The organism is Bordetella genomosp. 11 (assembly GCF_002261215.1).
GTDB lineage: Bacteria > Pseudomonadota > Gammaproteobacteria > Burkholderiales > Burkholderiaceae_B > Bordetella_C.
In genome coordinates this window covers 3,567,947-3,592,471 of record NZ_NEVS01000004.1, presented here as the reverse complement: position 1 = coordinate 3,592,471, position 24,525 = coordinate 3,567,947, and the positions used below count along the sequence as shown (strand labels likewise).

Below are 24,525 nucleotides of genomic sequence, written 5' to 3'. Positions count from 1 at the left end.
GGCTCAATCCCGCGCCGGGACGACGCGCGCCGACAGGGTGCGGCCCAGGAACTGCGCGCTCAGGTCCGTTTCCCCCGGCGCGATGTCGAAGGGCTTGGCCACGGCGCCGGTCGTCACGACATCGCCCGCGCGCAGCGTCAGGCCGTGGTAACAGGCGTGATCGAACAAGTGGCGCAGCATCTGTACCGGGTCGATCGCGTCGTCCCCGCTCAGCCCGCCGCCCATCGCCTGGCCGTTCGCCTGCACCGATACCGACGCGATGCCGCGGTGGATGGCGGCAGCGTCGATCTGCGGGCCCAGGATAGAGGCTTCGAAACCCACGCTGTCGCCCACGAAGCTGGGCCAGCCCACCGCCCGGCGATTGATGAAGCGCGACAGGACCAGTTCGAAGGCAATGTGTGTCGACGCTACCGCCTGCATGGGATCGGCCGGCGCCGCGCCGGGCGCGATATCGCGGCCCAGCACGAAGGCCACTTCGAATTCCACGGTGATCGGCGCCTGGCACAGCACCTTGACCGTCGCACCGTTGTCATAGCGGTGTCCCGACAGGACCCGCCCGACCAGGGGGCGTTCCGTGCCGGCCGCCTGCATCGCGGCGGCGCTGCCCACGCCCAGCTTCCATCCCGCCTCGCGGTCGCCCGTCTCGGCGGCATAGGCCTTGATGAACGCCTCCTGCAGGGCATAGCCCTCCAGCAGATTGCGGGGCCGGATATCGGCGGGGATCTCGCTCAGCTGGCGTCCCTCGCGCCAGGCCTGGGCCAACAAAGCGGCCGCGGGGGCCGGATCGAAAACGTCGGTCACGATGTGCTCCTCTCACTGTGATGGCATGCCGTCATGCATCCATATCGGCTGACGATCGGCTTCCATCTTAATCCTGTCCCGATATTCGATCCTGCTCGAAGTATTCCGTTGCGGGACCGCGGCGGCGATGGCCGGCGGCCTTATGCCGCCAGGCTGAGAAAGTAAACAAAGGTGAGATGCAATATCATTAGCGTTTTTCGATCCCTGACCGTCGCGCTGCGCCTGCAAGCCATCGCGGCAAACCGACCGACGAACCATGAGCCACATCCTCACTCCCGCGCCGCGCCGCGCCGATCCCGCGCACGCCGCGGCCCATCGCCGGGGCCTATTCCTGAAATGGTTGCGCAAAACGCACAGTTGGATCGGCTTGTGGGGCGCGCTGCTGGGCCTGCTCTTCGGGCTGACGGGATTCTTCCAGAACCACCGCGCGGTCATGAGGATCGATACCGGCGCCGCGCAGGTATCCGATATCCGCCTGGAACTGCCCGTGCCCCCGCCCGCCACGCCGCAGGCGATGGCCGCCTGGCTGCAGCAGGAACTGAAGTTGCCCAAGCCGCCGGAGCGCATCCAGCGCGACCCGGCCAAGCCCGTGGCCTGGGGCGACAGGACCGTCACCCAGCCGGAACATTGGCAGTTGCGTTTCCGTTCCCCGACGGCGACGGTGCAGGCCGAATACTGGGCCGGCGCGGGGCAGGTCAATGTCCGCCGGGTCGAACCGGGCCTGCTCGCCGTCCTGGAGAACCTGCACAAATCCAACGGGGTCACGGCCGCCTGGGTACTGATCGCCGACACCATCGCTGGGGGCATGGTCCTGCTGTCCATTACCGGTGTCCTGCTATGGACCGGCCTGAACCGCCGTCGCACGGTCGGCGCCGCCATCCTGGGCGTCTCGCTGCTCGTCACCCTCGCATTGGCGGCGCAAACCTTGTAGCGCGTCCGCATCCGGATGGCGCCGGATGCCAGCGGATCCGTGGCGTTCGCGCGAAAACGGCGGAAACCGGCGAAGTCAGGCCGGCGGTGGGCCGCGCCGCAAGCGCCACAGCGAGGTGATTTCCCGCGAGCGCGCGGCGTGCAGGGGGTCGCCAGGGTCTTCCGCCTTGCCATGCCGCGGGCGGATATCCATTCTGTCCACGACGTCCAGCCCCGCGGCGGCAATCCATTCGAGCAGGGCGTCGCGGCTGCGCAGCCGCAGGTGTTCCGCCAGGTCCGACAGTATCAGCCAGCCTTCTCCTTCGGGGGCCAGATGCGGCGCCAGCCCATCGAGGAATGCCCGCAGCATCCTGGAGTCCGGGTCGTACACCGCATGCTCGACCGGCGCCGTCGCGCGGGCAGGGACCCACGGGGGATTGCAGACCACCAGTTGCGCCTGGCCCGGTGGGAAAAGATCCGCCTGCCGCAGGCGGACGCGTTCCGCCAGGCCCAGCCGGTCCAGATTGTCCCGCGCGCAGGCCAGCGCGCGCGGGTCCTGATCCGTCGCCACTATCGTTCGCACGCCGCGCCGTGCCAGCAAGGCCGCGATCACGCCCGTTCCCGTGCCGATGTCGAAAGCCAGGTCCGTTCCGGGCAGGGGCGCGCGCGCCACCAGGTCGAGGTATTCCCCGCGCACCGGCGAGTAGACGCCGTAGTGCGGAAATATGCGTTCGCCGAGCGCGGCAATCTCCACGCCTTTTTCACGCCATTGCCGCGCGCCGACCAGGCCTAGCAGTTCGCGCAGCGACGCCACATAAGGCCGGTCCGCGGCTCCGTAGACGTCCTGGCAGGCGCGCGCCACATCGGGCGCGCGCCGCAGCGGCACGATGTGACCCGGCTCGAAAGGGATCAGCAGCATCCCCAGCGTGCGGGCGCGCTGGGCGCGCGCCTGGCGATGCATATGGAAAGCTTCCGGGAAGGGCAGGGGCGCCTTGCGGCCGGCCGGCCGCCTGTCGATGCGCCGGGCCAGGGCCTGGAGCAACTGGCGGGCATTCTGGAAATCGCCGCGCCACAGCAGCGCCGTTCCTTCGCAGGCCAGCCGGTACGCCGTGTCCGCGCTCATGGCGTCGTCGGCGCGCACGACCCGCCGGGGAACCGGTGCGCCGCTTTCGGACCGCCAGTCCGCATGATGTTCGACGCCGTCCTCGATCCAGGACAGCTGAGCAGGCGCAAGCGGTTCGGGCAGGGGCATGTTGTCGGGTTTGGAAGAATCGGACATTTTACGCACCCGTGCGAACTTTTCCCCGGCGGCCCACTCCAACGGCCGGCTGCTGTATGTCAAAATTCAGGGCGCTTTCACCTGATACTGCGAGATCCCTTTTGAACCGTCTGTCGTTTGCCTGTGGCGCGCTCTTCGCCGCCTGTCTCGCGTTCATCGCGCCCGTCCAGGCCCAAGGCCAGGCTTCCCGGTCCGGTCATGACGACCCGATCTTCGTTCTCAATTCGCTGGACGCCAACGTCAGCGTCATCGACCCGGTCACGTACAAGGAGCTGCGCCGCATCCCCACCGGCAAGGAACCGCATCACCTGTACTTCTCGCCCGACCAGAAATCCCTGATCGTCGCCAACTCCGTCGGCGACTCCCTGACGCTGCTGGATCCGCGCACGGCCGAGGTGCAGCGCACGCTCACCGGCATCGTGGATCCCTATCAGCTGCGGTTCTCGCCCGACATGAAATGGTTCGTTACCGCGGCCAACCGCCTGAACCATATCGATATCTACCAGTACATTCCCAGCGCCAAGGGCTTCGATCTCAAACTGATGAAGCGGGTGCCCGCCGGCAAGACGCCCAGCCATATCGGCATCGACAGCAAGAGCACCACCGCCTATGTCTCCCTGCAGGACAGCGACGAGGTCATCGCCATCGACCTGGCCACGCAGCAGGTGCGCTGGACGCTGCCCGTGGGCAAGACACCGGCCGATGTGTATATCGTCCCGGGCGACAAGGTCATGCTGGTGGCCCTTACCGGCGACAGCTACGTCGAGGCCTACGACCTGACCAGTCCGGGCAAGCCCAGGCTGATCACGCGCATCAAGACCAACGAGGGCGCCCATGCCTTCCGCGTGCAGGGCGACGGCAGGCATATCTTCGTCAGCAACCGCGCCGCCAATACCATCAGCCGCATCGATTTCACCACCTTGAAGGTCGTGGCCGAATATCCCGCCCCCGGCGGTCCGGATTGCATGGACCTGATGGCGGACGGCAAGACGCTGCTGGTCACCTCGCGCTGGGCGCGCAAGCTGACGTTCATCGATATCGACAAGAAACAGGTCGTGCGGCAGGTCAACGTGGGCCGCTCGCCGCACGGCGTTTGGACGCTCGACCATGTCGCGATGCACTAAAACCGCTTCCGCCGCCTTGTGCGGCCTGCTGGCCGCGGCCCTGGCGTCCGGCGCCGCAGCCGCGCCGGCACCGATTTGCGCCAAACCGGTCTACCTGACGTTCGATACCGGGCATATGGGCGTGGCACCGCTGGTCGCGGACGTGCTCAAGCGCCACGGCGTCAAGGTCACCTTCTTCCTGGCCAACGAGCGCACGCAGACCAACGGCACCTCGCTGGACGATCAATGGGCGCCGTGGTGGCGTGCCCGCGTCGCCGACGGCGACGTCTTCGGCAGCCATACCTACGATCACGTTCATTGGTTGAAGGACCTGCCGGGCGATAAATTCGAGATGCGGCCCGACTTCGGCCCGCAGGCCGGCAAGCGTGAAGTCCTGACCGCGCAACAGTACTGCGACGAACTGCAGCGTTCCGCGGCGCGCTTCCGGCAGATGACGGGCCATGCCATGCTGCCCCTGTTCCGCGCGCCGGGGGGCCGCACTTCCGCGGCGCTGCTGAAAGCCGCGCAAACCTGCGGCTATCGCCACGTGGGGTGGACGTCGGCCGGTTTCCTGGGCGACGAACTGCCCAGCGATAAATATCCCAACAAACAATTGCTGTCGCGGGCGCTGGCCAACATCAAGCCGGGCGACATCCTCCTGGCGCACCTGGGCATCTGGTCGCGCCAGGATCCCTGGGCGCCCGCCGTGCTCGAGCCCCTGATCACCGGACTGCAGGCCAAGGGCTATTGCTTCGCCACGATGGACCAGCATCCGGCCTATCGCGCCTGGATCGCGGCGCACCGTCAATAAGTTTCAAGCGATGGATACGTTCAATCATCTGATCGGCATGGCCCAGGAAGGGCTGTTCGAATCTGTCATCCAGCCCGTGCTGTACAAGCTGGGCCTGTCCGGTGTCATCGAGGACGCCTACGACGCCACGCTGTGGCTGATCGCCGGCCTGCTGCAGCTTGCCGTGCTGATCTGCGTGATCGGGCCGCTGCAGCGCTGGCGCCCGGTCGAACCCATCACGGATCGCCGCGCCGTGCGCCTGGATGTCCTCTACACGATCATCCACCGCCTCGGTATCTTCCGTGTGGCGCTGTTCTTCGCCATCGATCCGTTCTGGGACACCATTTTCGGCAGCCTGCATGTATGGGGCCTGCCCACCCTGCAACTGGACTACCTCTGGCCCGGCGTGACCGACAATGCGCTGGTAAGCCTGGCCATCTATCTGGTCGTCTTCGACCTGGTCGAATACCTGTATCACCGCGCCCAGCACAACGTCGAATGGATGTGGACCTTGCACGCGGTGCACCACAGCCAGCGCCAGATGACCATGTGGAGCGACAACCGCAATCATCTGCTGGACGACCTGCTGCACGATGTCGTCATCGTCGTCGTGTCGCAGCTGATCGGCGTGGCGCCGGCGCAGTTCGTCGCCATCGTGGCCATCCTGCAATTGGTCGAAAGCTTTTCGCACGCCAATCTGCGGCTGCATTTCGGCAGGCTGGGCGAGCGCCTGCTCGTCAGTCCGCGCTTTCACCGCGAGCATCACGGCATTGCCTACGAAACGACGCCCACCGGCAAGGTCGTGGGCAGCAATTACGCCGTCATCTTCCCGATCTGGGACATCCTGTTCCGCACCGCCCGCTTCGACGGCAACTACGGCCCCACCGGCATCGCGGACCAACTGCCCGATGCCGGCGGCCACGATTACGGCGAGACTTTCCTGTCCCAGCAGTGGCTGGGGTTCAAGCGGCTGTTCACGTCGCGCCGGCGGCGCGCTCGCGCGGCATGACGATGTCGAACGCCGTGCCCTCGCTGGCCGTGGAGCGCACGGCTACCGTGCCGCCATGCGCGTCGATGAACTTCTTCACGATATAAAGCCCCAGGCCCAGCCCGTTTTTCGATAACCGGCTTTCCATGCTTGCCTGGAATGGGTTGAACAGGTCGGGTAGCAGCGCGGCCGGGATCACGCCCTGGTTGGCCACCTGCACCACGATGCGCGCGGGCGCCTGGCCATCGATCCGCATGACCACGGGGTGTGCCGGATCGCCGTGCTGCAGCGCGTTGCCCAGCAGGTTGGACACCACCTGCGAGAACCGATCGACATCGATGTCGCCGTGCGTGTCGCCCTCGATGCGCAACTGCACGCGTTCGCGCTGCGCCGGGTCGGCGATCTCGTCCACGATGGCGCGGCAGACGCTCGCGTAGTCCGCGCGTACCCATTGCAGGGCCAGGCCGTTGGAGCGGATCCGCGCCACATCCAGCAGTTGTTCCACCATGCGCGCCATGCGTCCGGCGCTGAAACGGATCCGTTGCGCGTTGGTCCGGACCTTGGGGTCGTCGGAACCGCGCAGCAGCAGTTCGGATCCGTGCAGCACCGCGGACAAGGGATTGCGCAGGTCGTGCCCGAGCACGGCGGTGAACATTTCGTTCAGCGTGAGGGCCTGGCGCAATTCTTCCAACTGGCGCGCCATCACTTTCTTCTGGTTGTGCATTTCGACGAAGACGTTGACCTTGCTGATCAGGACGTCCGCATCCAGCGGCTTGTACAGGAAATCGACGGCGCCGGCCTCGTAGCCGCGGAAATGCGCCTCGCGCTCTTTCGTCCCGGCCGTCAGGAAGATCAGGGGCACGCTGCGCGTGCGCTCGCTGCCCCGGATCAGTTCGGCCAGTTCGAAGCCGTTCATCTCCGGCATCTGCACATCGATCAGGGCCAGCGCCACTTCGTTGACCAGCAGCAGTTCCAGCGCCTGCACGCCGGAGCGCGCCTGCAGCACCTGAATGCCGGGTCTGGCCAGCAGGGCTTCGACCGCGACCAGATTCTGCTCGATGTCGTCGACGACCAGGATGTTGACGTTCTCAGTCACGGTCCTTGTTCCCGTTTTTCCCAGGGGCTTTGCCCATATCGGCCAGCGCGCGCGCCAGCGTGAATTTGTCCATGATGCGGTCGGCCCCGGCCAGCGCAATGGCGCTGGCCGGCATGGCCGGCACATCGGCGTTGTCCGGATCCTGGACCCATGCCTGTCCGCCCAGGGCGCGCACGCGCCGCAGGCCGGCCGCGCCATCCTGGCTGGCACCGGTCAGCACGATGCCCAGCAGCCGCTCCCGATAGGCGATCGCCGCCGATTCCAGCAGCAGATCGATGGAGGGACGCGAAAAGTTCACCGCCTCATCGTGCGACAGCGCGAACGAGCGGTCCGGCTCCACCAGCATGTGGTAGTCGGGCGCCGCGATGTAGACGACCCCGGGCACGATGAACTCCTTGTCCTCCACTTCCTTGACGGGCAGGGCGCAGCGCGCCCCGAACAATTCCGGCAGCAGGCTGTCCCGGTCCGGAGGCAGGTGCAGCACGATGGCCACCGCCGCGGGAAAGCGGGCGGGCAGGGCTTGCAGCACCGTGCCGATGGCGTCCACGCCGCCGGCGGATGCGCCGATGGCCACGAGTTCTACCGGCGAAGGGGGGAGGCGGGCAGGGGCGTTCATAGGCGCTGGTATATGCGCTGGCGCGGCGCCACTTCGGCGAATCGCCCGGACTGCGACGAAAAGCGCAGGCTTTCGCGCGTGCCCAGGCCCAGGAACCCGCGCCTTATCAGGGCCTCGTGGAACAGCTGGGCGGCGCGGTCCTGCAGCTCGCGGTTGAAGTAGATCAGCACATTGCGGCAGGAAATGAAGTGCACTTCCGAAAATACGCTATCGGTCGCCAGGCTGTGGTCGGCAAACACGATATGTTCGCGCAGACGCCGGTCCAGCCGCGCATCGTGCAGGTTCGCCGTGTAGTAGTCCGACAGCGACCGCGTACCGCCGCTTTCCCGATAGTTGCGGCTGAATTGCGCGAAGCGGTCCACCGGATAGATGCCGCTTTCGGCCACGCGCAGGGCCTCGCTATTGATGTCCGTCGCGTAGATCAGCGTGCGCGACAGCAGGTCCTCTTCGTCCAGCAGGATGGCCAGGGACCAGACTTCCTCGCCGCTGCTGCAGCCGGCCACCCAGAGCTTCACCGACGGGTACGTCCGCAGCACCGGAACCACATGCTCGCGTACCGCGCGGAAGTAGTCCGGGTCGCGGAACATGTCGCTGACCTGTACCGTGAAGTACTGCAGCATCTGCGCGAATATCGGCGGCTGGTGCAGCACCCTGTCCTGCAACTGGCTGACGGTGGCGCAGCCGAAATGCACCATGGCCTGCCGGACGCGGCGGCGCATCGACGCGACAGCATAGCCGCGGAAGTCGTGCTGATAGCGAAGATAGACCGCCTCGAGCAGAAGCTTGAGCTCCAGGTCGAACAGCGCATCCATCGCGGCCGGGCCGCTTACTTGGGCATCCAGACTCGGCATAGTGAAACCAGCTTGTCCACGTCGATCGGCTTGGCGATATAGTCGTTGGCTCCCGCCTCCAGGCAGTTGCGGCGGTCGTCCGTCATCGCCTTCGCGGTCAGCGCGATGATGGGCAGATCGCGCAGTTCCGGACGCTTGCGGATCTCGCGGGTGGCGGTCAGGCCGTCCATTTCGGGCATCATCAAGTCCATCAGGACGATATCGACGTGCGCGTCGGCGGCCAGCGCATCCAGGGCTTCGCGGCCGTTGCGCGCCACCAGAAGCCGTGCGCCCAGGGGCTCCAGCACGCTGGACAAGGCAAAAATATTGCGCACGTCGTCTTCCACCAGCAGGATGCGGCGGCCTTCGAACACCATATCGCGTTGCCGGGCCTGCATCAAAAGCTTCTGCTGGTCCGGCGGCAGCGTCGCCTCCACACGGTGCAGGAATAGCGTGACCTCGTCGACCAGCCGCTCCGGCGATTTCGCCCCCTTGATGATGATGGAGCGCGAGTAGCGGCGCAAACGCTGCTCTTCGTCGCGCGTCAGGGCACGTCCCGTATAGACGATGACGGGCGGGAAGGCGTACTTGCGGCCGGTGCCCATTTGCTCCAGCAGGTCGTAGCCGGAGGCGTCCGGCAGCATCAGGTCCATGACCATGCAGTCGAAGGTGCGCGCGGACAGATGCTCCAGGGCCTCGGCGACGGTGCCTGCGGTCGTGATCTCGATGTCGTCGGCCTTCAGCAGCAGCGATATGCTGGCGCGCAGGTCCGGGTCGTCCTCCACCACCAGCACGCGGCTCGCGCGTCTTTGCAGTTTTTCTTCCACGCGCTGGAAGGCCTCTACCAGTTCCTCGCGGGCGACCGGCTTCAGCGCGTATCCCACCGCGCCGAGCTCCAGCGCGGTTTGTATGTGGTCGGCCACCGAAATGACGTGGATGGGAATGTGCCGCGTGGCCGGGTCGTGCTTGAGCTGGTCCAGCACGCTCAGCCCCGATTGGTCCGGCAGGCCGACGTCCAGCAGGATGCCGCTGGGGCGCAGTTCGCGCGCCAGCCGCATGGCTTCGGCGCCGTGCGAGACCAGGACGCAATCGAAGTCCAGTTCATGCGCCAGTTCGTACAGAATGTCGGCGAATCGCTCGTCGTCTTCGATGACCATGACCAGCCGTTCGCGGCGCCGTTCGTCGATGTCGCCGCGCGCCGGCTTGAACACGCCGATGTGCGCCGGCATCGCCGCCCGCGCGGCATCCGCCTCGGCCTGGCGCTCGTTCCTGGGCGCGACATTGCCGGGATGGGCGGACCGGGTCCGCGCGCTGGCGATCGCCGCCGCGTCGCGGCCGGTGGCCTCGGTGGGGGCTGTCGCGCCCCCGCCGGCCGCGCGCGTCGCGGCGTCCTCCGTATCGTCGGCCGGCAGGTGCTTGCTCAGGTCCGCGGCGATCTCGGCGGTGAAAGTGCTGCCCTGGCCTTCCGCGCTGGCCACGCGCAGTTCGCCGCCCAGCAGGCGCGTCAGTTCGCGCGAGATCGACAGCCCCAGACCGGTGCCGCCGTACTTGCGGCTGGTCGTGCCGTCGGCCTGGCGGAACGCCTCGAAGATAACCTCTTGCTGCTGTGGCGGGATGCCGATACCCGTGTCGCGCACGGCAAAGGCCACGCGGCCTTCGGCCCCGCCTTGCACCGACAGCACTACCTCTCCCCGGTCGGTGAACTTGAATGCGTTGGCCAGCAGGTTCTTCAGTACCTGTTGGAGCTTCGCCGCGTCGGTGACGTAGGTGGTGGGCGCGCTGTCGTGGATGTCGATGCGGAAGTCCAGCTGCTTGCCGGCCGCGATGGGCTCGAACATCTGGCGGATGGGCTCCAGTATGCCGGCGGCCGACACGGTTTCCGGCGCCAGGTCGACATGGCCCGCCTCGATCTTGGACAGGTCCAGGATGTCGTTGATAAGGGTCAGCAGGTCCGCGTTGGAGGCGTGGATGGTGCGCGCGTAGCGCTGGATTTCCCCTGGCGGCAAAGCGGCCGACTTGGGGTCGGCCAGCATCTGCGACAGGATCAGCGAGCTGTTCAGCGGCGTGCGCAGCTCGTGCGACATATTGGCCAGGAACTCCGACTTATAGCGGCTGGCGCGGGACAATTCGCGCGCATTGGTTTCCAGCGTCTCGCGCGCGCGCTGCAGCTCGCGCTTCTGCCGCTCCAGCGTCTGGGTATGTTCTTCCAGACGGGCGTTGCTTTGCATCAGGTCGGTCTGCTGCTGCTCCAGGCGGCTTTGCGATTCCCGCAAGGCGCGGCCCTGTTCTTCCAGTTCCTCATTGGAGACGCGCAGCTCTTCCTGCTGTGCCTGCAGTTCCTCGCTCTGGCGCTGCGTCTCTTCCAGCAATTCCTTCAGGTGTTCGCGATACAGGGCCGAGCGCAAAGCCATGCCGATAACCTCGCCCGCCGCCCGCAGCAATTCCAGCTCGCGTTCGAAGTCGCCGCTATCGCTCAGGAAGCCCAGCTCCACGACGCCCTGCACCCGGCCGTCGGCCGTAACGGGCGCGATGAGCAGCGCGCGAGGCGGGGCGTCCCCCACCCCCGAATTGACGCGAATGTAATCGGCCGGCAGGTCGCGCACCACCAGGGGGGTCCCCTGCGCCGCGACCTCCAGCGCCATGCCACGCCCGGGCGTCGCGGATTCGCCGTCCGGGTTTCGGTCATCCCCATAGCCGCCCACGCGGGACAAGGCGCCCCGCTGCAGCCGGTACAAGGCGCCGACCTGCGCGTTCATCACCCGGGCCAGCGCGCGCATCGCGTTGCGCCCGATATCCTGCACGCTCTGTTCGCCCAGCAGGTCCTGCGCCAGCGCGCTTTCGCCCTGCTGCAACCACATCAGGCGCTGGGCGTTCAGGCGCGCCCCGATGACCTGCACGACCAGCCCCGCCGTGGCAAACAGCGTCACGACACCGAATCCGCGGTTCATCATGTTCTGCAGGGGGATTCCATAACCCAGGGGCAGGAACGTCCCCGCGACGATAAACACCAGCTCCAGCATGGCGATCATCAGCGGCAGGTATTTATGTCGCTGGAATACGCAAAGCACCACGGGCAGCATGTAGAAGACCCACACGGCGATACCGATCGGCAGCACGATGTCGATGGCAAAGATCAGCACGCTGAGAACCGCGATGCCGAGGTGAATCGGCATTTCGTCTTTAACTGTGGGTGGCATGATGACGAATGAAAGGGATTCGCTATTCGGTGGGCGGCAGAAATAGTACCGCAGGTTACTTCCTGTATCGTAGCGGGCGGCGCATCAGCAACTAGCGTGCCTGCCCGGGAAACCCGGCTTTCCACCCCCCGGACGGCCGCCTAAACTGATATGGTCCGGGTTGCGCGGAAGTGGAACTGATGCGGTCCGCCGCGGCGCGATTCCCCCAGCACACCCCGTTCACCCATGGCAGATTCCTCCAGCGAACCGGCGCCGCTCAAACGCTATGAAGCCGTGGCCGGCGACATCGCCCGGTCCATCGAAGCCGGCACCCTGCGCGCCGGCGACCGGCTGCCCTCCGTGCGGCAGGCCAGCACGGCGCGGCGCGTCAGCGTCTCCACCATCTTCCAGGCGTATTACCTGCTGGAAGCGCGCGGCTACATCCAGGCGCGCGATCGCTCCGGCTACTACGTCAACCCGCGCCGCCGCGCGCCGCCCGAACCCGAAGTCTCCCGGCCGGATGGCAATCCGGCCCAGGTGGACGTCGCGGCACTGGCGTTCGAAGTGCTGGGCTCGGTGCGGGATCCCGATACGGTTCCGTTCGGCTCCGCCTTCCCGTCGCCGAGCCTGTTTCCCCTGGTGCGCCTGGCCTCCGCCTTGAAGGCCGGACTGCGGCGCATGGACGCCCGCAGCACGATCGGCGATATGTTCACCGGCAACGCCGCGCTGCGCCGCCAGATCGCCGTGCGGTATTTGATCGACGGCATGGACGTGCACGGCGACGACCTGGTGATCACCAACGGGGCAATGGAGGCCCTGCAACTGGCCTTGATGTCGGTGACGCGGCCAGGGGACACGGTATTGATCGAATCGCCGGCGTTCTACGCGACCCTGCAGGCGCTGGAGCGCATGAAACTGCACGCGGTCGAGGTACCGACCAGCCCGCGCACCGGCATCCAGCTGGACGCGCTGGCGCAGGCGATACGCCGGCATCGGCCGCAGGCCTGCTGGATCATGTCGAATTTCCAGAACCCCACCGGCAGCCTCATGCCGGAATCCGGCAAGCAGGCGCTGGTCGCGCTGCTGGCCCGGCATGGCATTCCCTTGATCGAGGACGACGTCTACGGCGAGCTCTACTTCAGCCGCGCGCGTCCGCTGCCCGCCAAGGCCTACGACCGCGAGGGCCTGGTACTGCATTGCGCGTCGTTCTCCAAATGCCTGGCGCCGGGCTATCGGGTGGGATGGGTGGCCGCCGGGCGCTACGCCCGGGATGTCGAGCGCCAGAAGCTGATGACCACCCTGGCGTCGCCCAGCCCCAACCAGCTTGCGCTGGCCGAATACCTGGATCACGGCGGCTACGATCGCCATCTGCGCCAGCTGCGCGCCACGCTGGGGCGGCAGCAGCAGATGATGATGGCCGCGCTGGCACGCTACTTTCCCGAGGGGACGCGAGCCTCGCGTCCCCAGGGCGGCTATTTCCTGTGGGTGCAATTGCCGCCGGGCGCCGACGCGCTGGCGGTATACAGAGAGGCGCTGGCGCGGCGCATCAGCGTGGCGCCAGGACCGATTTTTTCGCCGCGCGGGGAATTTCGCGATTGCCTGCGGCTGAACTACGGCCACCCGTGGGACGACACCCTCGAGGACGCGATGCGCGTACTGGGCGAGATCGTCGCGGGGGAGGCCTCCCGGCAGCGCTGACGGGCGCTCAGGGCGTACCGTTGCCGATGCGCCGCTCCAGCCGGTGCAGCAGATCCAGGATCGCCAGCGCCAGCAGGGCGCTTACGATGGCCAGGACTTCCTTGCCCATGCCGGCCGCGATGCCGATGGCGGCGGTCAGCCAGATGCTGGCGGCCGTCGTCAGCCCCTTGATCTCGCCTTGCGCGCTGGACTTGATGATGGCGCCGGCGCCCAGGAAGCCAATACCCGAAATAATGCCTTGCAGGACGCGCCCCACGTCGTCCACCGCCATGCCGGCCTGCAGCGGCGCCAGCACGAACAGCGCCGCGCCCAGCGCGACCAGCATATGCGTTCTCAGGCCGGCCGCCTTGCCGCTGCGTTCGCGTTCGTAGCCGATCATGCCGCCCAGCAGCACGGCGAGGACTAGGCGGATGACGATGCGCGTATAGGCTGCCGCATCGCCGATATCGGAAAATTCTTCCTGCAGCGTCTGCCAAATGGTGCCGGTAAGGGTGTCCATGCCGTCCTCGGGATCGGATCCTTCTGGTTATTGTCGCCGTGTTGTAGCACGAGCGCCGTTAATCGGTCCTACATGCGGTCATTTCGTCCTACAGCGCAAGGCGATTGCAGGAAGCTTGCGCCGGCGCGCTTCCGGTGCGAAAGACGCGCCGGGCACTTCCTGACGCGTTCCCGGCTGACAGACCGGGGCGCACCGCGCCGCTACAGTGGCCGCGTCCTGGAGATTCATCAGATGGCTATACACAACAACACCATATCGCTGTCCGTGCCTGGCGCGGCTGGCATGGGGGGCGTCGAGCCGCCGCGAGGCAGGCTGAGTGAACGCTTGTTCAGGGCATGCAAGGGACGCGCGACGCGCGCCGCGCGGTCCGTCAGCCGCATGGTCGGCCGCATCATCCGTACGCGGTCGTCGAGTCCGCCGCCCATGCGCAGCGCCACGCCAGGCGCGCCGCGTGCCAGCCTGCGCAAGCTGGACTTCGCCGCCGTCGATTCGAGCCGGTGCCGCGGCCTGCAGATTTCCCCGGGGTCGCTCTCCAGCAAGTCCATGCCGGATTTCGCCTTGCGCGGCTCGTCCGCCACGCCGTCGCCGTCCGGATCGCTGCCGCCCATCGAGGGGGTGCGCCTGAAACCGGGCCGTTCCGCCGGCAGTCTGCCCACCCGCAAGCCTTCATTCGGCGGCCCGCCGGCATTGCCGCCGCGTCCGCCGGGCCTGGGCGACCCCTTCCATGGCAGTCACGGCGGGAGTCAACCATCGAGTCCGCCCGCCAGTCCCGCGCCGGCATCCATTGAAAGCGGCGGCGCGGCCTCGACGGCGCCCACCCTGGTCTTCCATCGCCGGGATCCTGCCGGGTCGCCCATCACCGCGCGCGTGGCTCCGGACGAGCCCCCGCCTACGCCGCCAGGAAGCGGCGGACCGCTTCGTTGAACGCGCGCGGGTTCCCCAGGTTCATGCCATGGGATGAACCCGCGATGCGCAAGGACTGCGCGTGCGGCAGCCAGTTCTGCAAGGCATCCAGGATGGCGGGGTAGGGATGCGGACTGAGGGCGCCGCCGATCAGCAGCGTCGGATGCGTGACGGCGCGCGCGTCCTTTTCGGTCAGCACGTAGGGGGCTTCCTGCGCCTGCGCCGCCAGGGTGTGGGCATTGGCGATCGCCATTTCCTTGAACCAGGGCACCATGCGGCGCCAGGTATCCGCGCCGCTGACCGTGTCGATGAACAGGGCCAACCCCTGTTCGACATTGCCGGCCTGGATGCAGTCCAGCGCGCGACGGCGAAAGTCGTCGCGGCTGTCGTCGCGTTCGTCCAGCATCAGGCCGGGGTCGGCCAGTACCAGTCCCCGCACCTTGCCGGGATGGCGGCGCGCCAGTTCGAATGCAATGCGCCCGCCGCGCGAATGTCCCACGACGTGCGCGCTGCCGCCGCAATGCCGGTCGATGAACGCAGCAAGGGCAGTGGCGTGGTTTTCCACCGAAAACGCCGCCAGGTCGGCATCCGGGCCGGCGGGCCAGTACCCCGGCAGGCTGACCGCATAAACCCGGAAGTCGCGCGACAGCGCCGGCGCCTGTGCCTTCCAGTAGCGCAAATCGCACAACGATCCGTGGACCAGCAGGAGCGGGGGGGCATTGCCCGAGACGGCATGGGCCAACCCGGCTTCGGCGGGGTCGGGGGAATGAATTGGAAACGGATAATCGGCGGACATGGCGTGAAGGGACGGCCTGGACATCGGCTGGCGCCCCGATTCTAGCCCGGCCCGGCGGCGGCCGCGCTTCGGTGGCCGCTACTGGTAGCGCAGCGTCAGGCCATGCCTGCGTGCGAACATCTCCGCGTGCTTGTGGACCTCGTGATGGTTGTACGACGGGCCGCGGGCCACATTGATCTCCGACGCGCACAGGAACATATACTCCACGTCCCGTTCGAAGCTCAGGTCCGCATGCAGCTGGGCTTCGATGTAGTTGAGCGTCAGGTGTCCGGGCAAGTGCCAGTTAATGGCCGCTTCGGAGCCACGCTGTTTCAGTCGCATGCCGTACGCGTAGATCTGCCGCACCATGCCGGGATGCGCGTAGTAGATGATTTTCTCCATTTCATGCAATCGCGCCGCCACCTGGTGCGTGGTGGGCGCGATGCCGCCATATTGGGCCCGTCGGCGCTTCAGGTCCTCCGCCACGGAAAACGTATCGGTGGCGGTGTAGGTAGCCGCCGTCTTCATGTGGCCGCGAAGCACGAAAAAACTCTTCCCGTAATCGCCCAGGCTGGCTCCGCCATGAATGCAGTGGCCGAAGTCCAACGCCCCGTAACGCGGACGCATCATGGCCCAGTTCGGCGATCGCGTTGCGTGATAGGCAATCTCCTCTCTTGCGGACCGGGGGTTCGCATAGCGTCGATGCGCACTGCTCATGCCGCTACCGCGCACATACCTGGCCGAGTCGCCCGGGTAATCGAACAGTTTCTTCTCTATGTTGTTCCGCTTCTCCAGGTAAGACTCCTTATCCCGGTTCGCGACGGACCGTTCGAAGCAATTGCCGTAGGTGTCGCTGCGGTTTACCTCCAGGAAGAAGTTGGCCGCGCAGAAGTTGATCGTCAGCCTCCCGTGCGTGAGCACCGAAATCATGGCATCAAGTACACGGGGCGCCTGGCTGGCAGGGACGTTGCAAATCTCCTGGATTCGTTCGGCCGCGGCATGCCGGTAGTTCGTTCTGTCATCCACATAGTCGCGCATCCCCAGTACCTGGTTGCGCGCCAGGCGCATGTGGGCTAGTTTGGCTTTGTCCTGGGCGGCTTGTATCGCTGTTTCCGTCATCTTTGTTAGACCTGTCCTGTCGGGCGCCAGGTTGGCGGTCCCGACCCAGGCATAAACATAGCGTCGCGGGCATGGGTGGCGCGCCGAGAAACCGGGCGTGATCCAGTAGGAACTTGCCGTGCCATCCATAGGAAGATGGCGCTCGAACATGGCGGATCCATCCGATGCCAAAAGCGGATTCGTCGCGGTTCGCGCATCGGTCATGGCGTACAGGATGCCGCGCCTAAATAGAAAACAAACGCCTGCAAAAGCAGACCGCGAAATCGGCGATGGCAACTCTTTTGCGCGCCTCAGATTTCTCCGATTCTTGATCCGCGGCACCGCCCTTAAAGTCTCGTCTGTCGGCGTGCATCCCACCGGATGTGCTTCCCGCAGCCCGCATCGCTGGATCGAGGCAAACCGCTTCGCATTGATGCAGCCCCAGTCAAAAGCCCACCAGCTGCAGTCAAGAGAGACATTATCGTGTCGGATATCGATGTTCTTCCCGCTGAGGGCGCCGTCCATGACGGCGCCTTGCAGTCCGAGGCCGCCGTGTCCCCTGGCGCACATCGAACTCTTGCGGGCGATGCGGGGCACGCCCGACCATGGCTGGCGACCATAGAGCTGTCCAAGTATCTGCAGGACATATCCGCCGAGCAGCCATGCGGTCCGGATCTGCAATACGACGCTGACTATATCGAGCTGGCGCGGCTCATGCAGGGCACGGCGGCCGTCGAGTACGGCAGCATGCGCATCGAGGCAGCCGGTCCCGATTGGAAGCTGGTCAAGCCGCTCGTGCTGAAACTGCTTGCGCGTACCCGCGATCTGCGCCTGGCCGTGTGGCTGGTGCGCGTGCTGGTAGGCCAGCATGGCTTTCCCGGCCTGGCCGACGGGCTCTCTTTCATCGAAACCTGCATCGAGCGTTATTGGGATCATGTGCATCCCATGCTCGACGAGGACAACGATCCCGTGGAGCGGCTCAACATTCTGGTTGCGCTGGATGACATGGATGGCGTCCTGGGCCAGGTCCGGCTTGCGCCATTGGTCCGCTCTTCGATGTTCGGACCCGTATGTCTGCGCGATATCGAGATCGCGGCGGGAGAGATAGCGCCTCGCCCGGATGAACAAGCGCCCGAGCCTGGCCTGATCGAAGCCGCTGTTCACGCTGTTGGCTATGCGGATGTCGAAGCCTGCCTGGCTCTGCTGGAATACGTATGCGGATGTCTCGAGCGCATCGAGGCGCTGCTGGCCCAACATACGCAGCCGGGGGGCGCGTTGGCGGTGGAGAAGCTGCCCGCGGCCCTGCGTCACGCCGCCAGGGCGGTGCAGGGCTATCTCTCGCACCATCCCGGCAAGGCCGTGGAGGCTGTCGAGCCGGAGTGCGTTCCCTCGGTCGAGTACGCCGAGGTCGACGATGCGGCCGCGATGCCGAGCGCCGGCGCGGATGGCGATATCCGCAGCCGCGACGATGTCGCCCGGCAATTGGACCGCATTTGCGAGTACTACGCGCACCAGGAGCCGGGCAGTCCGGTGCCCGTGCTGCTCCAGCGCGCCAAGCGTCTCATCAATATGAACTTCATCGAGCTCATGTCTGAGCTGGCTCCGCAGGGATCTGCGGAAATCGGCTTTCTTCTTGGTATTCGTCCCGAGATGCCTCATCCCGGTATCGATCCGTCGGAAGCTTATTCAACCCACTAACGGAGATATTCCGGATGGCAAAGGAAAGTAGTCAAAAGTCGATCGGGCGCATGCGTCCGCCCCGCGTCCAGATCGAGTATGACGTCGAGGTAAACGGATCGGAAAAGAAGGTGAACCTGCCGTTCGTCGTGGGGGTCATGTCCGATTTGTCCGGCCAGTCGCTCGAAGAGCTGCCGCCGGTCGCCGGGCGCAAGTTCCTCGAGTTCGATAGCGAGAACTTCGACGCCCGCATGGCCGCGATCAAACCGCGCGTGGCGACCTCCGTGCCCAATGCCTTGACTGGCGAAGGGAATCTGGGCGTGGACATCACGTTCGAATCCATGGACGACTTCTCGCCCGCGGCCATTGCCCGCAAGGTCGAGCCCTTGCGCCGTCTGCTGGAAGCGCGCAGCCATTTGTCCAACCTGATGACCTATATGGATGGAAAGGTGTCGGCCGAGGACATGGTGTCCCAGCTGTTGGCCGATCCCGCGTTGATGCAGACCCTGGCCGAAACGGCCAAGCCGGCCGGCAACCAGGAAGGCGCGGACGCCGGAGCCGGCGCGCAGGACGCCCCTGCGGCGGACCAGCCGGGGAACGACGAGGCGCCGCAGTCGTAAATCTCCCGAAGTTAACGAGGATAGAGCATGAGTGAAACAGTGTCAGTGGCTGAGCTGGCCAACGGGCAAGCGGCAGTCGAGGATGTCGGTGGCGACTTCTCCAGCCTGTTGCTGAAGGAATTCAGACCCAAGAATGACGAGGCGCGGCGCGCGGTCGAGCAGTCCATCACGACCCTGGCCGAGTATGCGCTGAAAGACGCCAAGCTGATCTCCGGCGATGTCATGGAGACGGTACAGTCCATGGTCGCAGAGATAGACCGCAAGCTAACGTTGCAGATCAACGCCATCTTGAACTGCGAAGAGTTCCGGACGGTGGAAGGCGCGTGGCGCGGACTGGACTACCTGGTAAGCAATACCGAGACCAGCGAGCAGATGAAGATCCGCGTCATGAACGTCTCCAAGACGGACCTGTACAAGACGCTGAAGAAGTACAAAGGTTCGGCGTGGGACCAAAGCCCTCTCTTCAAGAAGATCTACGAGGAAGAGTTCGGCCAGTTCGGCGGCCAGCCGTACGGCACCCTCGTGGGCGACTACTACTTCGACAATAGCGCCCGTGACGTCGATCTATTGACCCAGATCGCGAAGATCTGCGCGGCTTCCCACACGCCCTTCCTGGCTGGCGCATCGCCCGCGGTGATGCTGCTGGAATCTTGGCGTGACCTCGCCAATCCGCGCGATATCAACAAGCTGTTCCAGACGCCCGAGCATGCCGCCTGGCGCGCGCTGCGCGAATCCGAGGATTCGCGTTATATCGGCCTGGCGCTGCCGCGCTTCCTTGCTCGTGCACCCTATGGCGCGCGGTCGAACCCGGTGGACGAGTTCGCGTTCGAGGAGGACACGGGTTCCGGCAATTCCGACCGCTTCACCTGGGCCAATGCCGCCTATGCCATGGCGGTGAACATCAATCGATCGTTCGTCGAATACGGCTGGTGCTCGCGCATCCGGGGTGTCGAATCCGGCGGCGCGGTCGACGGCCTGCCGGTGCACCTGTTCCCGACGGACGATGGCGGCGTCGACGTTGTCTGCCCGACCGAAGTCGCGATCAGCGATCGCCGCGAAGCGGAGCTGTCCAAGGCGGGATTCCTGCCGCTGGTGCATATGAAGAATAGCGGAACCGCGGCCTTCATCGGCGCGCAATCGCTGCAGCTTCCCACCGAGTACGACGATGCGGAAGCCACAGCCAATGCCAACCTGTCGGCGCGCCTGCCCTATCTGTTTGCCTGCTGCCGCTTCGCGCATTACCTGAAGTGCATCGCCCGCGACAAGATCGGTTCCTTCAAGACGAAGGAAGAGATGCAACGATGGCTATACCGTTGGATCCTGAAGTACATGGATGGGATGCCGACGCAATCGTCGGAGATCGTCAAGGCCATGAAGCCCTTGAGCGATGCCGCCGTCACGGTCGAAGAGGTCGAGGGCAACCCCGGTTTCTATACGTCGAAGATTTATCTGAAACCGCATTACCAGCTTGAAGGGCTCACCGTTTCATTGCGGTTGGTCAGCAAGCTTCCCGCCGTCGAAGGGAAGTAAATACGACGGACGCGTCATTGCGCCGCCGTTGCATAGCCGACGGAAACTTCCCGTCTGGCTTGATATTCGGCTTTTTTTTGCGTAACACGAATCAGGAGAAACACAATGGATTTGAGCCAAGAGCCGCTGCGCTGGACGGGTGACTTCGGCAAGGACATTCCCGGCATGTCCGAGTTGGCTGGCGCCGAAGGGCAGGTGGACTTGCTTAATGCCAGCTATACGGCCGGCAATTCGGGTCGGATCGTAATGGGTGGCCAGATGCGCCCGGGTACCGTCAATTACACCGATATCGTGGTGGCCAAGCCCAATTGCGGCGCCAGTCCCAAACTGGCATCGGCTTTCGACAAGCATCTCGCGATCCCCGAAATCACGATCTATCAGTACACCCGCGACGGCCAGAACACGCTGACGATCGCGGAAAGCTGGAAGCTCGAGAACTGCAGCATTCTGGATTTCAATTCGGGCAACGTAGGTGGCATCGATAACTTCTTCATTTATTACAAGCGAATCACCATCAATACGTTCCAGATGACCAACGACGGCACGATCAAGCCCACCGGCACCCGCGGCTTCGATCGCGTGGCGAACCAGGCATTCTGATCTGCGCATAGCCTTTGGCTGAGCGACCTTAAGGCTGCGGCCTGTAGCGGCCGGGCAACCACACAGGCAGCCCGGCCGCTACCCCACCCGCTTGATTCTCCAATAGCAGCATGGCCGAACTCGTCAGCAGGAACCGGCTTCAGCCGGCGCTTCTCGATAGGCTGACCGATTTACAACCCGATACTGCGCTCGAATCCCGGGAGCGCAGGGTGATTTCCCTGCGGCAGCTTCGCGATGGGGTATTGCGGGATATCGGCCATCTTTTGAATGCGCGGAGCTTGTACGCGGTCGACCTGGAAGCGTATCCCGCCATCGCCGATTCCGTCCTGAATGCGGGCCTGCCCGACTACGCCGGCAAGGTCGCATCGAACGTCGATAAGCTCGGCTTGGCCCGGGATATCGCCGAGACGCTGCGGCGATTCGAACCCAGGATCCTTGCCGATACCCTGAAGGTGTCGCCTGTCGCGCCCGAACGGGATGCCGGCAGGAACACCATGGCCTTCCTCGTCGAGGGCGATCTGTGGGCGCAGCCCTATCCGGAGCGCTTGTATCTGATGACAGAGCTGGATCTGGAGACCGGCCGGATGCGGGTCGGCACGAGTTCGTCGCAAGGACGCCAATGAACCCGGAATTCTTGCGCTATTACAACGAGGAGCTGCGGTATCTCCGCGAAATGGGCAGCGAGTTCGCCGCGGCCTACCCCAAAATTGCCGGGCGGCTGGGACTGGAGGGGTTCGAATGCGCGGATCCCTATGTCGAGCGGTTGCTGGAGGGCTTCAGCTTCCTGGCGGCACGGACCCGGATGAAGTTGGAAGCGGAGTTCCCGCGCTTCACCCGGCACCTGGCGGAGATGATCTACCCGCAGTATCTCGCGCCTACGCCGTCGATGGCCGTTGTTCAGTTCCAGCCGGACTTGGGGCATCCCGGCCTGGCCGGAGGGCATCGGATCCCCCGCGCCAGCATCCTGAAAAGCAATCTGGACAAGCACGGGACGACGCGCTGCCAGTATCGCACCGCGCATGATACGACGCTCTGGCCCCTGCGGTTGCGAGAGGCCGAGTACACACCCTATATGGGCAGTGTCGGTAGCGTGCCGCCCGACACGCGCCGCCATACGGAAGCCGTTCTGCGCCTGCGCTTCGAGCTGCACGGCAAGGTGCCGCCGGCGTCGCTGAGCCTGGACCGTCTGCCGCTGTTCCTGCGCGGCGCGGATGCGCTGCCGGCAAAGCTCTACGAGATCCTCGTGGGACATGTCCTGCAGGGGTGGGCGTCGGCGCCTTCGCATACCGCGGGATGGCAGCTCCCCCTGGGACCGGCCTGCGTCGCGCCGCTGGGCTTTTCGGATGACGAGGCGCTGCTGCCGCCGTCGCGTCAAGCGTTTCGCGGCTATCGGCTGATACAGGAATATTTCGCTTTCCCCGAACGTTATCTGTTCGTGGAGCTGCGCGGACTCCAGGCGCCGCTGCGCCGTTGCGACGGTGCCGTGTTCGATGTGGTCCTGCTGCTGGACACCTATGATGCCAAGCTCGGAAAAATCGTCGACGCTTCCAACTTCTGCCTGCATTGCACCCCGGCCATCAATCTGTTTCCGCACCGTGCGGACCGGGTGGCCCTGGAGCCGGGCAAGTTCGAGTTCCATGTGGTGCCCGATCGCAGCCGGCCCATCGATTTCGAGATCTATAGCATCGACGCCGCGCGCGGCTACGGCGCGTTCGACGAAGCGCCGCGGATATTCGAACCGTTCTTCCGCGCGCGCGACCCGCAAGCGCAGCGCCTGACCGGCGGCGCGTTTTTCCAGTTGCGACGCGAGCCGCGGCGACCGACGGAGCGGGAGCTGCGCGACGGCGCGCGTTCGCGCTACATGGGCAGCGACGTCCATATCGCCCTGGTCGACATGCATGACGCACCCATCGGTGGCCATCTCCAGCAGCTGGGCGTCGACGCGCTTTGCACCAATCGCGATCTTCCCTTGTCCATGCCAGTAGGCGTGGGCGCCACGGACTTCCTCTTCGACGACGAACTGCCGGTGCGGAGCGTCCGTTGCGTCGCCGGGCCCAGCGAACCGCGGCCCGGAATGGGGGACGGCGCCGCGGCATGGCGGCTGTTGAACCATCTGTCGCTGAACTACCGATCGCTGCTGGACGACGGCGCCGACACGGCGGCTCGCACACTGCGTGAACTGCTGGACCTTTATTGCCATGAGACCGATGCCGTGGGCAAACGTCAAATCACGGGCCTCGTCGGCGTCGCATCGCGGGGCGTGACACGGCGGCTGCCGCTGCCCGGTCCCGCCTGCTTCGGCCGGGGGCTGGAGGTCACGCTCACCCTGGATGACGGCGCTTTCCAGGGCGGCAGCGCTTTCCTGTTTTCCGCCGTGCTGCAGGCGTTCTTTTCGGGCTACGTATCGATCAATCACTTCACCGAGACGGTTGCGCGCACGCCGACCCGCGGTGAGATCATGCGCTGGCGGGGCAGGGAAGGCTTGTGCCACACGCTTTGAACGCCGACGGCGCGCTGGCCCGCGATACTCCGGGCTTTGGCCTGTTCCAGGCGCTGCGCCTGATCGACTCCGCCCATCCGGATCGGCCTGGGCTAGGCCGGTCCCTGCGTCCGGGCGACGATGCCGTCAGGCTGGGGCAAAGGCCGCGATTGGACTTTACGTCGGCCGAGCTGGCCGAATACCGGCCGGCCAGCGATGGACGGCCTGCCCGGCTGGTCGTCAACGTGCCGGGGCTATTGGGCCCCAATGGCCCGATGCCGCTGTACTTTCTGGAATATACGCACAACCGCCTGGTGCATGCCGGCGACCCGACGCTCGTTGGTTTCCTGGACATCTTCCAGCACCGCCAGCTGTCCCTGTTCTATCGCGCCTGGGCGGCGGCGCAGCCGGTGGTGGGCCTGGATCGGGGGCCGGCGCGGGCCGAAGGCTATGCCCATTATGTCGCCAGCCTGTCCGGCCTGTCCCCGCCCACGTCCATGCCCGTCGCCACGCCCACCCCGACGCCGCGGGCCTGCGTCGACGAATTGGACAAATTGCAGTTCTGCGCCCTGCTCGCCACGCGAACCCGGCACGCCAGCGGCCTGGGTCTGTTGCTGTCGCGGTATCTCTGCGTGCCGGTGGCGATACGGCAGTTCGTGGGACTGTGGCTTCGACTGTCGAGGCGGGACCGGACAGCGCTGCGAGGCCATGCCGGAAGCACGCTCGGCAAGGGCCTGGTGGTCGGAAAACGCGTGTGGGACCGGCAGAGCAAGTTCCGCATTGTCATCGGCCCGGTGGGGAAAAGCGAGATGCACCGCCTGCTGCCCGGCGCGGCAAGCCACCGGCGGCTGGTCGAATGGGTCGATCTATACACCGGGGGCCTGCTGCTGTGGGATATCGAGCTGCGGCTAAAGCCCGAAGCCGCCATCGGCATGCGGTTCGATGGCCGCGCGCGCTTGGCATACACCAGCTGGCTGGGGTGGAAGAAAAACGCCGGTAAGCCGGCGATGTTGCACATTCAACCGCACAGAAACATTCACGATACGCGCTAGAGGATA

General features: G+C 65.6%; 22 protein-coding genes. 13 read left to right on the top strand and 9 right to left on the bottom strand.

Going from position 1 to position 24,525, the window contains the following annotated elements; all coding sequences use genetic code 11:
* Positions 1 to 3 precede the first annotated feature (3 nt).
* On the bottom strand, positions 4 to 801 hold the full coding sequence (locus tag CAL28_RS23800; RefSeq protein WP_094843628.1) for a fumarylacetoacetate hydrolase family protein: 798 nt from the start codon (positions 799 to 801) through the stop codon (positions 4 to 6).
* Positions 802 to 1,057: 256 nt separating this feature from the next.
* Between CAL28_RS23800 and CAL28_RS23795 the strand changes: the two genes are divergently transcribed.
* On the top strand, positions 1,058 to 1,732 hold the full coding sequence (locus CAL28_RS23795) for a PepSY-associated TM helix domain-containing protein (protein ID WP_094843627.1): 675 nt from the start codon (positions 1,058 to 1,060) through the stop codon (positions 1,730 to 1,732).
* Positions 1,733 to 1,807: 75 nt separating this feature from the next.
* On the opposite strand, the gene CAL28_RS23790 is transcribed toward CAL28_RS23795, so the two are convergent.
* Positions 1,808 to 2,962, bottom strand: coding sequence for a methyltransferase (locus CAL28_RS23790; RefSeq protein WP_094844809.1), 1,155 nt, complete (start codon positions 2,960 to 2,962; stop codon positions 1,808 to 1,810).
* Between the two features lie 128 nt (positions 2,963 to 3,090).
* Here CAL28_RS23790 and CAL28_RS23785 point away from each other — a divergent pair, with 128 nt between their 5' ends.
* Genes CAL28_RS23785 through CAL28_RS23775 form a run of 3 tightly spaced genes read left to right on the top strand, consistent with a single transcriptional unit; the run spans position 3,091 to position 5,891 of the window.
* On the top strand, positions 3,091 to 4,113 hold the full coding sequence (locus CAL28_RS23785; protein ID WP_369597684.1) for a YVTN family beta-propeller repeat protein: 1,023 nt from the start codon (positions 3,091 to 3,093) through the stop codon (positions 4,111 to 4,113).
* The gene (locus tag CAL28_RS23780; protein WP_094843626.1) at positions 4,097 to 4,903 is read left to right on the top strand and encodes a polysaccharide deacetylase family protein; all 807 of its coding nucleotides are present in this window, start codon (positions 4,097 to 4,099) and stop codon (positions 4,901 to 4,903) included. Before CAL28_RS23785 ends, CAL28_RS23780 begins: the two co-directional genes overlap by 17 nt.
* A 10-nt stretch (positions 4,904 to 4,913) precedes the next feature.
* On the top strand, positions 4,914 to 5,891 hold the full coding sequence (locus CAL28_RS23775; RefSeq protein WP_094843625.1) for a sterol desaturase family protein: 978 nt from the start codon (positions 4,914 to 4,916) through the stop codon (positions 5,889 to 5,891).
* Here the strand turns inward: CAL28_RS23775 and CAL28_RS23770 are convergent.
* The 4 genes from CAL28_RS23770 to CAL28_RS23755 are packed head-to-tail and all read right to left on the bottom strand — an operon-like array spanning position 5,857 to position 11,585.
* Positions 5,857 to 6,966, bottom strand: coding sequence for a hybrid sensor histidine kinase/response regulator (locus CAL28_RS23770; protein ID WP_176463918.1), 1,110 nt, complete (start codon positions 6,964 to 6,966; stop codon positions 5,857 to 5,859). The genes CAL28_RS23775 and CAL28_RS23770 overlap by 35 nt on opposite strands.
* A complete protein-coding gene (locus tag CAL28_RS23765) occupies positions 6,959 to 7,582 on the bottom strand; it encodes a chemotaxis protein CheB (RefSeq protein WP_094843624.1) in 624 nt (207 codons plus the stop codon). Before CAL28_RS23765 ends, CAL28_RS23770 begins: the two co-directional genes overlap by 8 nt.
* Positions 7,579 to 8,433, bottom strand: coding sequence for a CheR family methyltransferase (locus CAL28_RS23760; RefSeq protein WP_254926212.1), 855 nt, complete (start codon positions 8,431 to 8,433; stop codon positions 7,579 to 7,581). Before CAL28_RS23760 ends, CAL28_RS23765 begins: the two co-directional genes overlap by 4 nt.
* Complete coding sequence (locus CAL28_RS23755) at positions 8,409 to 11,585, bottom strand: response regulator (protein WP_254926211.1); 3,177 nt, start codon at positions 11,583 to 11,585, stop codon at positions 8,409 to 8,411. Before CAL28_RS23755 ends, CAL28_RS23760 begins: the two co-directional genes overlap by 25 nt.
* Before the next feature lie 249 nt (positions 11,586 to 11,834).
* Between CAL28_RS23755 and CAL28_RS23750 the strand changes: the two genes are divergently transcribed.
* Positions 11,835 to 13,286 (top strand): aminotransferase-like domain-containing protein, encoded by a 1,452-nt coding sequence (locus tag CAL28_RS23750; protein ID WP_094843621.1) that lies wholly within the window; start codon positions 11,835 to 11,837, stop codon positions 13,284 to 13,286.
* A gap of 7 nt (positions 13,287 to 13,293) precedes the next feature.
* Here the strand turns inward: CAL28_RS23750 and CAL28_RS23745 are convergent, their stop codons facing one another.
* Positions 13,294 to 13,785, bottom strand: coding sequence for an MgtC/SapB family protein (locus CAL28_RS23745; RefSeq protein WP_094843620.1), 492 nt, complete (start codon positions 13,783 to 13,785; stop codon positions 13,294 to 13,296).
* A 231-nt stretch (positions 13,786 to 14,016) separates the two neighbouring features.
* Between CAL28_RS23745 and CAL28_RS29615 the strand changes: the two genes are divergently transcribed.
* Positions 14,017 to 14,709 (top strand): hypothetical protein, encoded by a 693-nt coding sequence (locus CAL28_RS29615; RefSeq protein ID WP_141218241.1) that lies wholly within the window; start codon positions 14,017 to 14,019, stop codon positions 14,707 to 14,709.
* Here CAL28_RS29615 and CAL28_RS23735 read toward each other — a convergent pair.
* Positions 14,675 to 15,484, bottom strand: coding sequence for an alpha/beta fold hydrolase (locus CAL28_RS23735; protein ID WP_094843618.1), 810 nt, complete (start codon positions 15,482 to 15,484; stop codon positions 14,675 to 14,677). The two genes, CAL28_RS29615 and CAL28_RS23735, sit on opposite strands and share 35 nt — an antisense overlap.
* A 78-nt stretch (positions 15,485 to 15,562) precedes the next feature.
* A complete protein-coding gene (locus tag CAL28_RS29610; RefSeq protein ID WP_176464088.1) occupies positions 15,563 to 17,086 on the bottom strand; it encodes a DUF3626 domain-containing protein in 1,524 nt (507 codons plus the stop codon).
* On the opposite strand from CAL28_RS29610, the gene tssA reads away from it, so the two are divergent.
* The 7 genes from tssA to tssG all read left to right on the top strand — a co-directional run bounded on the left by tssA (position 17,045) and on the right by tssG (position 24,519).
* The gene (tssA, locus tag CAL28_RS29605; RefSeq protein WP_176464087.1) at positions 17,045 to 18,259 is read left to right on the top strand and encodes a type VI secretion system protein TssA; all 1,215 of its coding nucleotides are present in this window, start codon (positions 17,045 to 17,047) and stop codon (positions 18,257 to 18,259) included. The genes CAL28_RS29610 and tssA overlap by 42 nt on opposite strands.
* A 14-nt stretch (positions 18,260 to 18,273) precedes the next feature.
* Positions 18,274 to 18,858, top strand: coding sequence for a type VI secretion system contractile sheath small subunit (gene tssB / locus CAL28_RS23725; RefSeq protein ID WP_094843616.1), 585 nt, complete (start codon positions 18,274 to 18,276; stop codon positions 18,856 to 18,858).
* A gap of 27 nt (positions 18,859 to 18,885) precedes the next feature.
* Positions 18,886 to 20,388, top strand: a complete 1,503-nt coding sequence (gene tssC / locus CAL28_RS23720) for a type VI secretion system contractile sheath large subunit (RefSeq protein ID WP_094843615.1) — start codon at positions 18,886 to 18,888, stop codon at positions 20,386 to 20,388.
* 105 nt (positions 20,389 to 20,493) lie between these two features.
* The gene (locus tag CAL28_RS23715) at positions 20,494 to 20,988 is read left to right on the top strand and encodes a type VI secretion system tube protein Hcp (protein WP_094843614.1); all 495 of its coding nucleotides are present in this window, start codon (positions 20,494 to 20,496) and stop codon (positions 20,986 to 20,988) included.
* Between the two features lie 110 nt (positions 20,989 to 21,098).
* Complete coding sequence (gene tssE, locus CAL28_RS23710; protein WP_094843613.1) at positions 21,099 to 21,611, top strand: type VI secretion system baseplate subunit TssE; 513 nt, start codon at positions 21,099 to 21,101, stop codon at positions 21,609 to 21,611.
* Complete coding sequence (tssF, locus tag CAL28_RS23705; protein WP_094843612.1) at positions 21,608 to 23,488, top strand: type VI secretion system baseplate subunit TssF; 1,881 nt, start codon at positions 21,608 to 21,610, stop codon at positions 23,486 to 23,488. The genes tssE and tssF overlap by 4 nt, the downstream gene beginning before the upstream one ends.
* The gene (gene tssG / locus CAL28_RS23700) at positions 23,473 to 24,519 is read left to right on the top strand and encodes a type VI secretion system baseplate subunit TssG (protein WP_094843611.1); all 1,047 of its coding nucleotides are present in this window, start codon (positions 23,473 to 23,475) and stop codon (positions 24,517 to 24,519) included. Before tssF ends, tssG begins: the two co-directional genes overlap by 16 nt.
* Positions 24,520 to 24,525: the final 6 nt, after the last annotated feature.

Bases quoted from the DNA above. Each gene is read 5' to 3' on its own strand.
- tssE (WP_094843613.1), top strand. From the start codon at position 21,099: ATGGCCGAACTCGTCAGCAGGAACCGGCTTCAGCCGGCGCTTCTCGAT.
- CAL28_RS23755 (WP_254926211.1), bottom strand. From the start codon at position 11,585: ATGCCGATTCACCTCGGCATCGCGGTTCTCAGCGTGCTGATCTTTGCC.
- CAL28_RS23780 (WP_094843626.1), top strand. From the start codon at position 4,097: ATGTCGCGATGCACTAAAACCGCTTCCGCCGCCTTGTGCGGCCTGCTG.
- tssC (WP_094843615.1), top strand. From the start codon at position 18,886: ATGAGTGAAACAGTGTCAGTGGCTGAGCTGGCCAACGGGCAAGCGGCA.
- CAL28_RS23775 (WP_094843625.1), top strand. From the start codon at position 4,914: ATGGATACGTTCAATCATCTGATCGGCATGGCCCAGGAAGGGCTGTTC.
- CAL28_RS23765 (WP_094843624.1), bottom strand. From the start codon at position 7,582: ATGAACGCCCCTGCCCGCCTCCCCCCTTCGCCGGTAGAACTCGTGGCC.
- CAL28_RS29610 (WP_176464088.1), bottom strand. From the start codon at position 17,086: ATGGACGGCGCCCTCAGCGGGAAGAACATCGATATCCGACACGATAAT.
- tssF (WP_094843612.1), top strand. From the start codon at position 21,608: ATGAACCCGGAATTCTTGCGCTATTACAACGAGGAGCTGCGGTATCTC.
- tssB (WP_094843616.1), top strand. From the start codon at position 18,274: ATGGCAAAGGAAAGTAGTCAAAAGTCGATCGGGCGCATGCGTCCGCCC.
- CAL28_RS29615 (WP_141218241.1), top strand. From the start codon at position 14,017: ATGGCTATACACAACAACACCATATCGCTGTCCGTGCCTGGCGCGGCT.
- CAL28_RS23790 (WP_094844809.1), bottom strand. From the start codon at position 2,962: ATGCCCCTGCCCGAACCGCTTGCGCCTGCTCAGCTGTCCTGGATCGAG.
- CAL28_RS23745 (WP_094843620.1), bottom strand. From the start codon at position 13,785: ATGGACACCCTTACCGGCACCATTTGGCAGACGCTGCAGGAAGAATTT.
- CAL28_RS23795 (WP_094843627.1), top strand. From the start codon at position 1,058: ATGAGCCACATCCTCACTCCCGCGCCGCGCCGCGCCGATCCCGCGCAC.
- CAL28_RS23715 (WP_094843614.1), top strand. From the start codon at position 20,494: ATGGATTTGAGCCAAGAGCCGCTGCGCTGGACGGGTGACTTCGGCAAG.
- CAL28_RS23760 (WP_254926212.1), bottom strand. From the start codon at position 8,433: ATGCCGAGTCTGGATGCCCAAGTAAGCGGCCCGGCCGCGATGGATGCG.
- CAL28_RS23735 (WP_094843618.1), bottom strand. From the start codon at position 15,484: ATGTCCGCCGATTATCCGTTTCCAATTCATTCCCCCGACCCCGCCGAA.
- CAL28_RS23750 (WP_094843621.1), top strand. From the start codon at position 11,835: ATGGCAGATTCCTCCAGCGAACCGGCGCCGCTCAAACGCTATGAAGCC.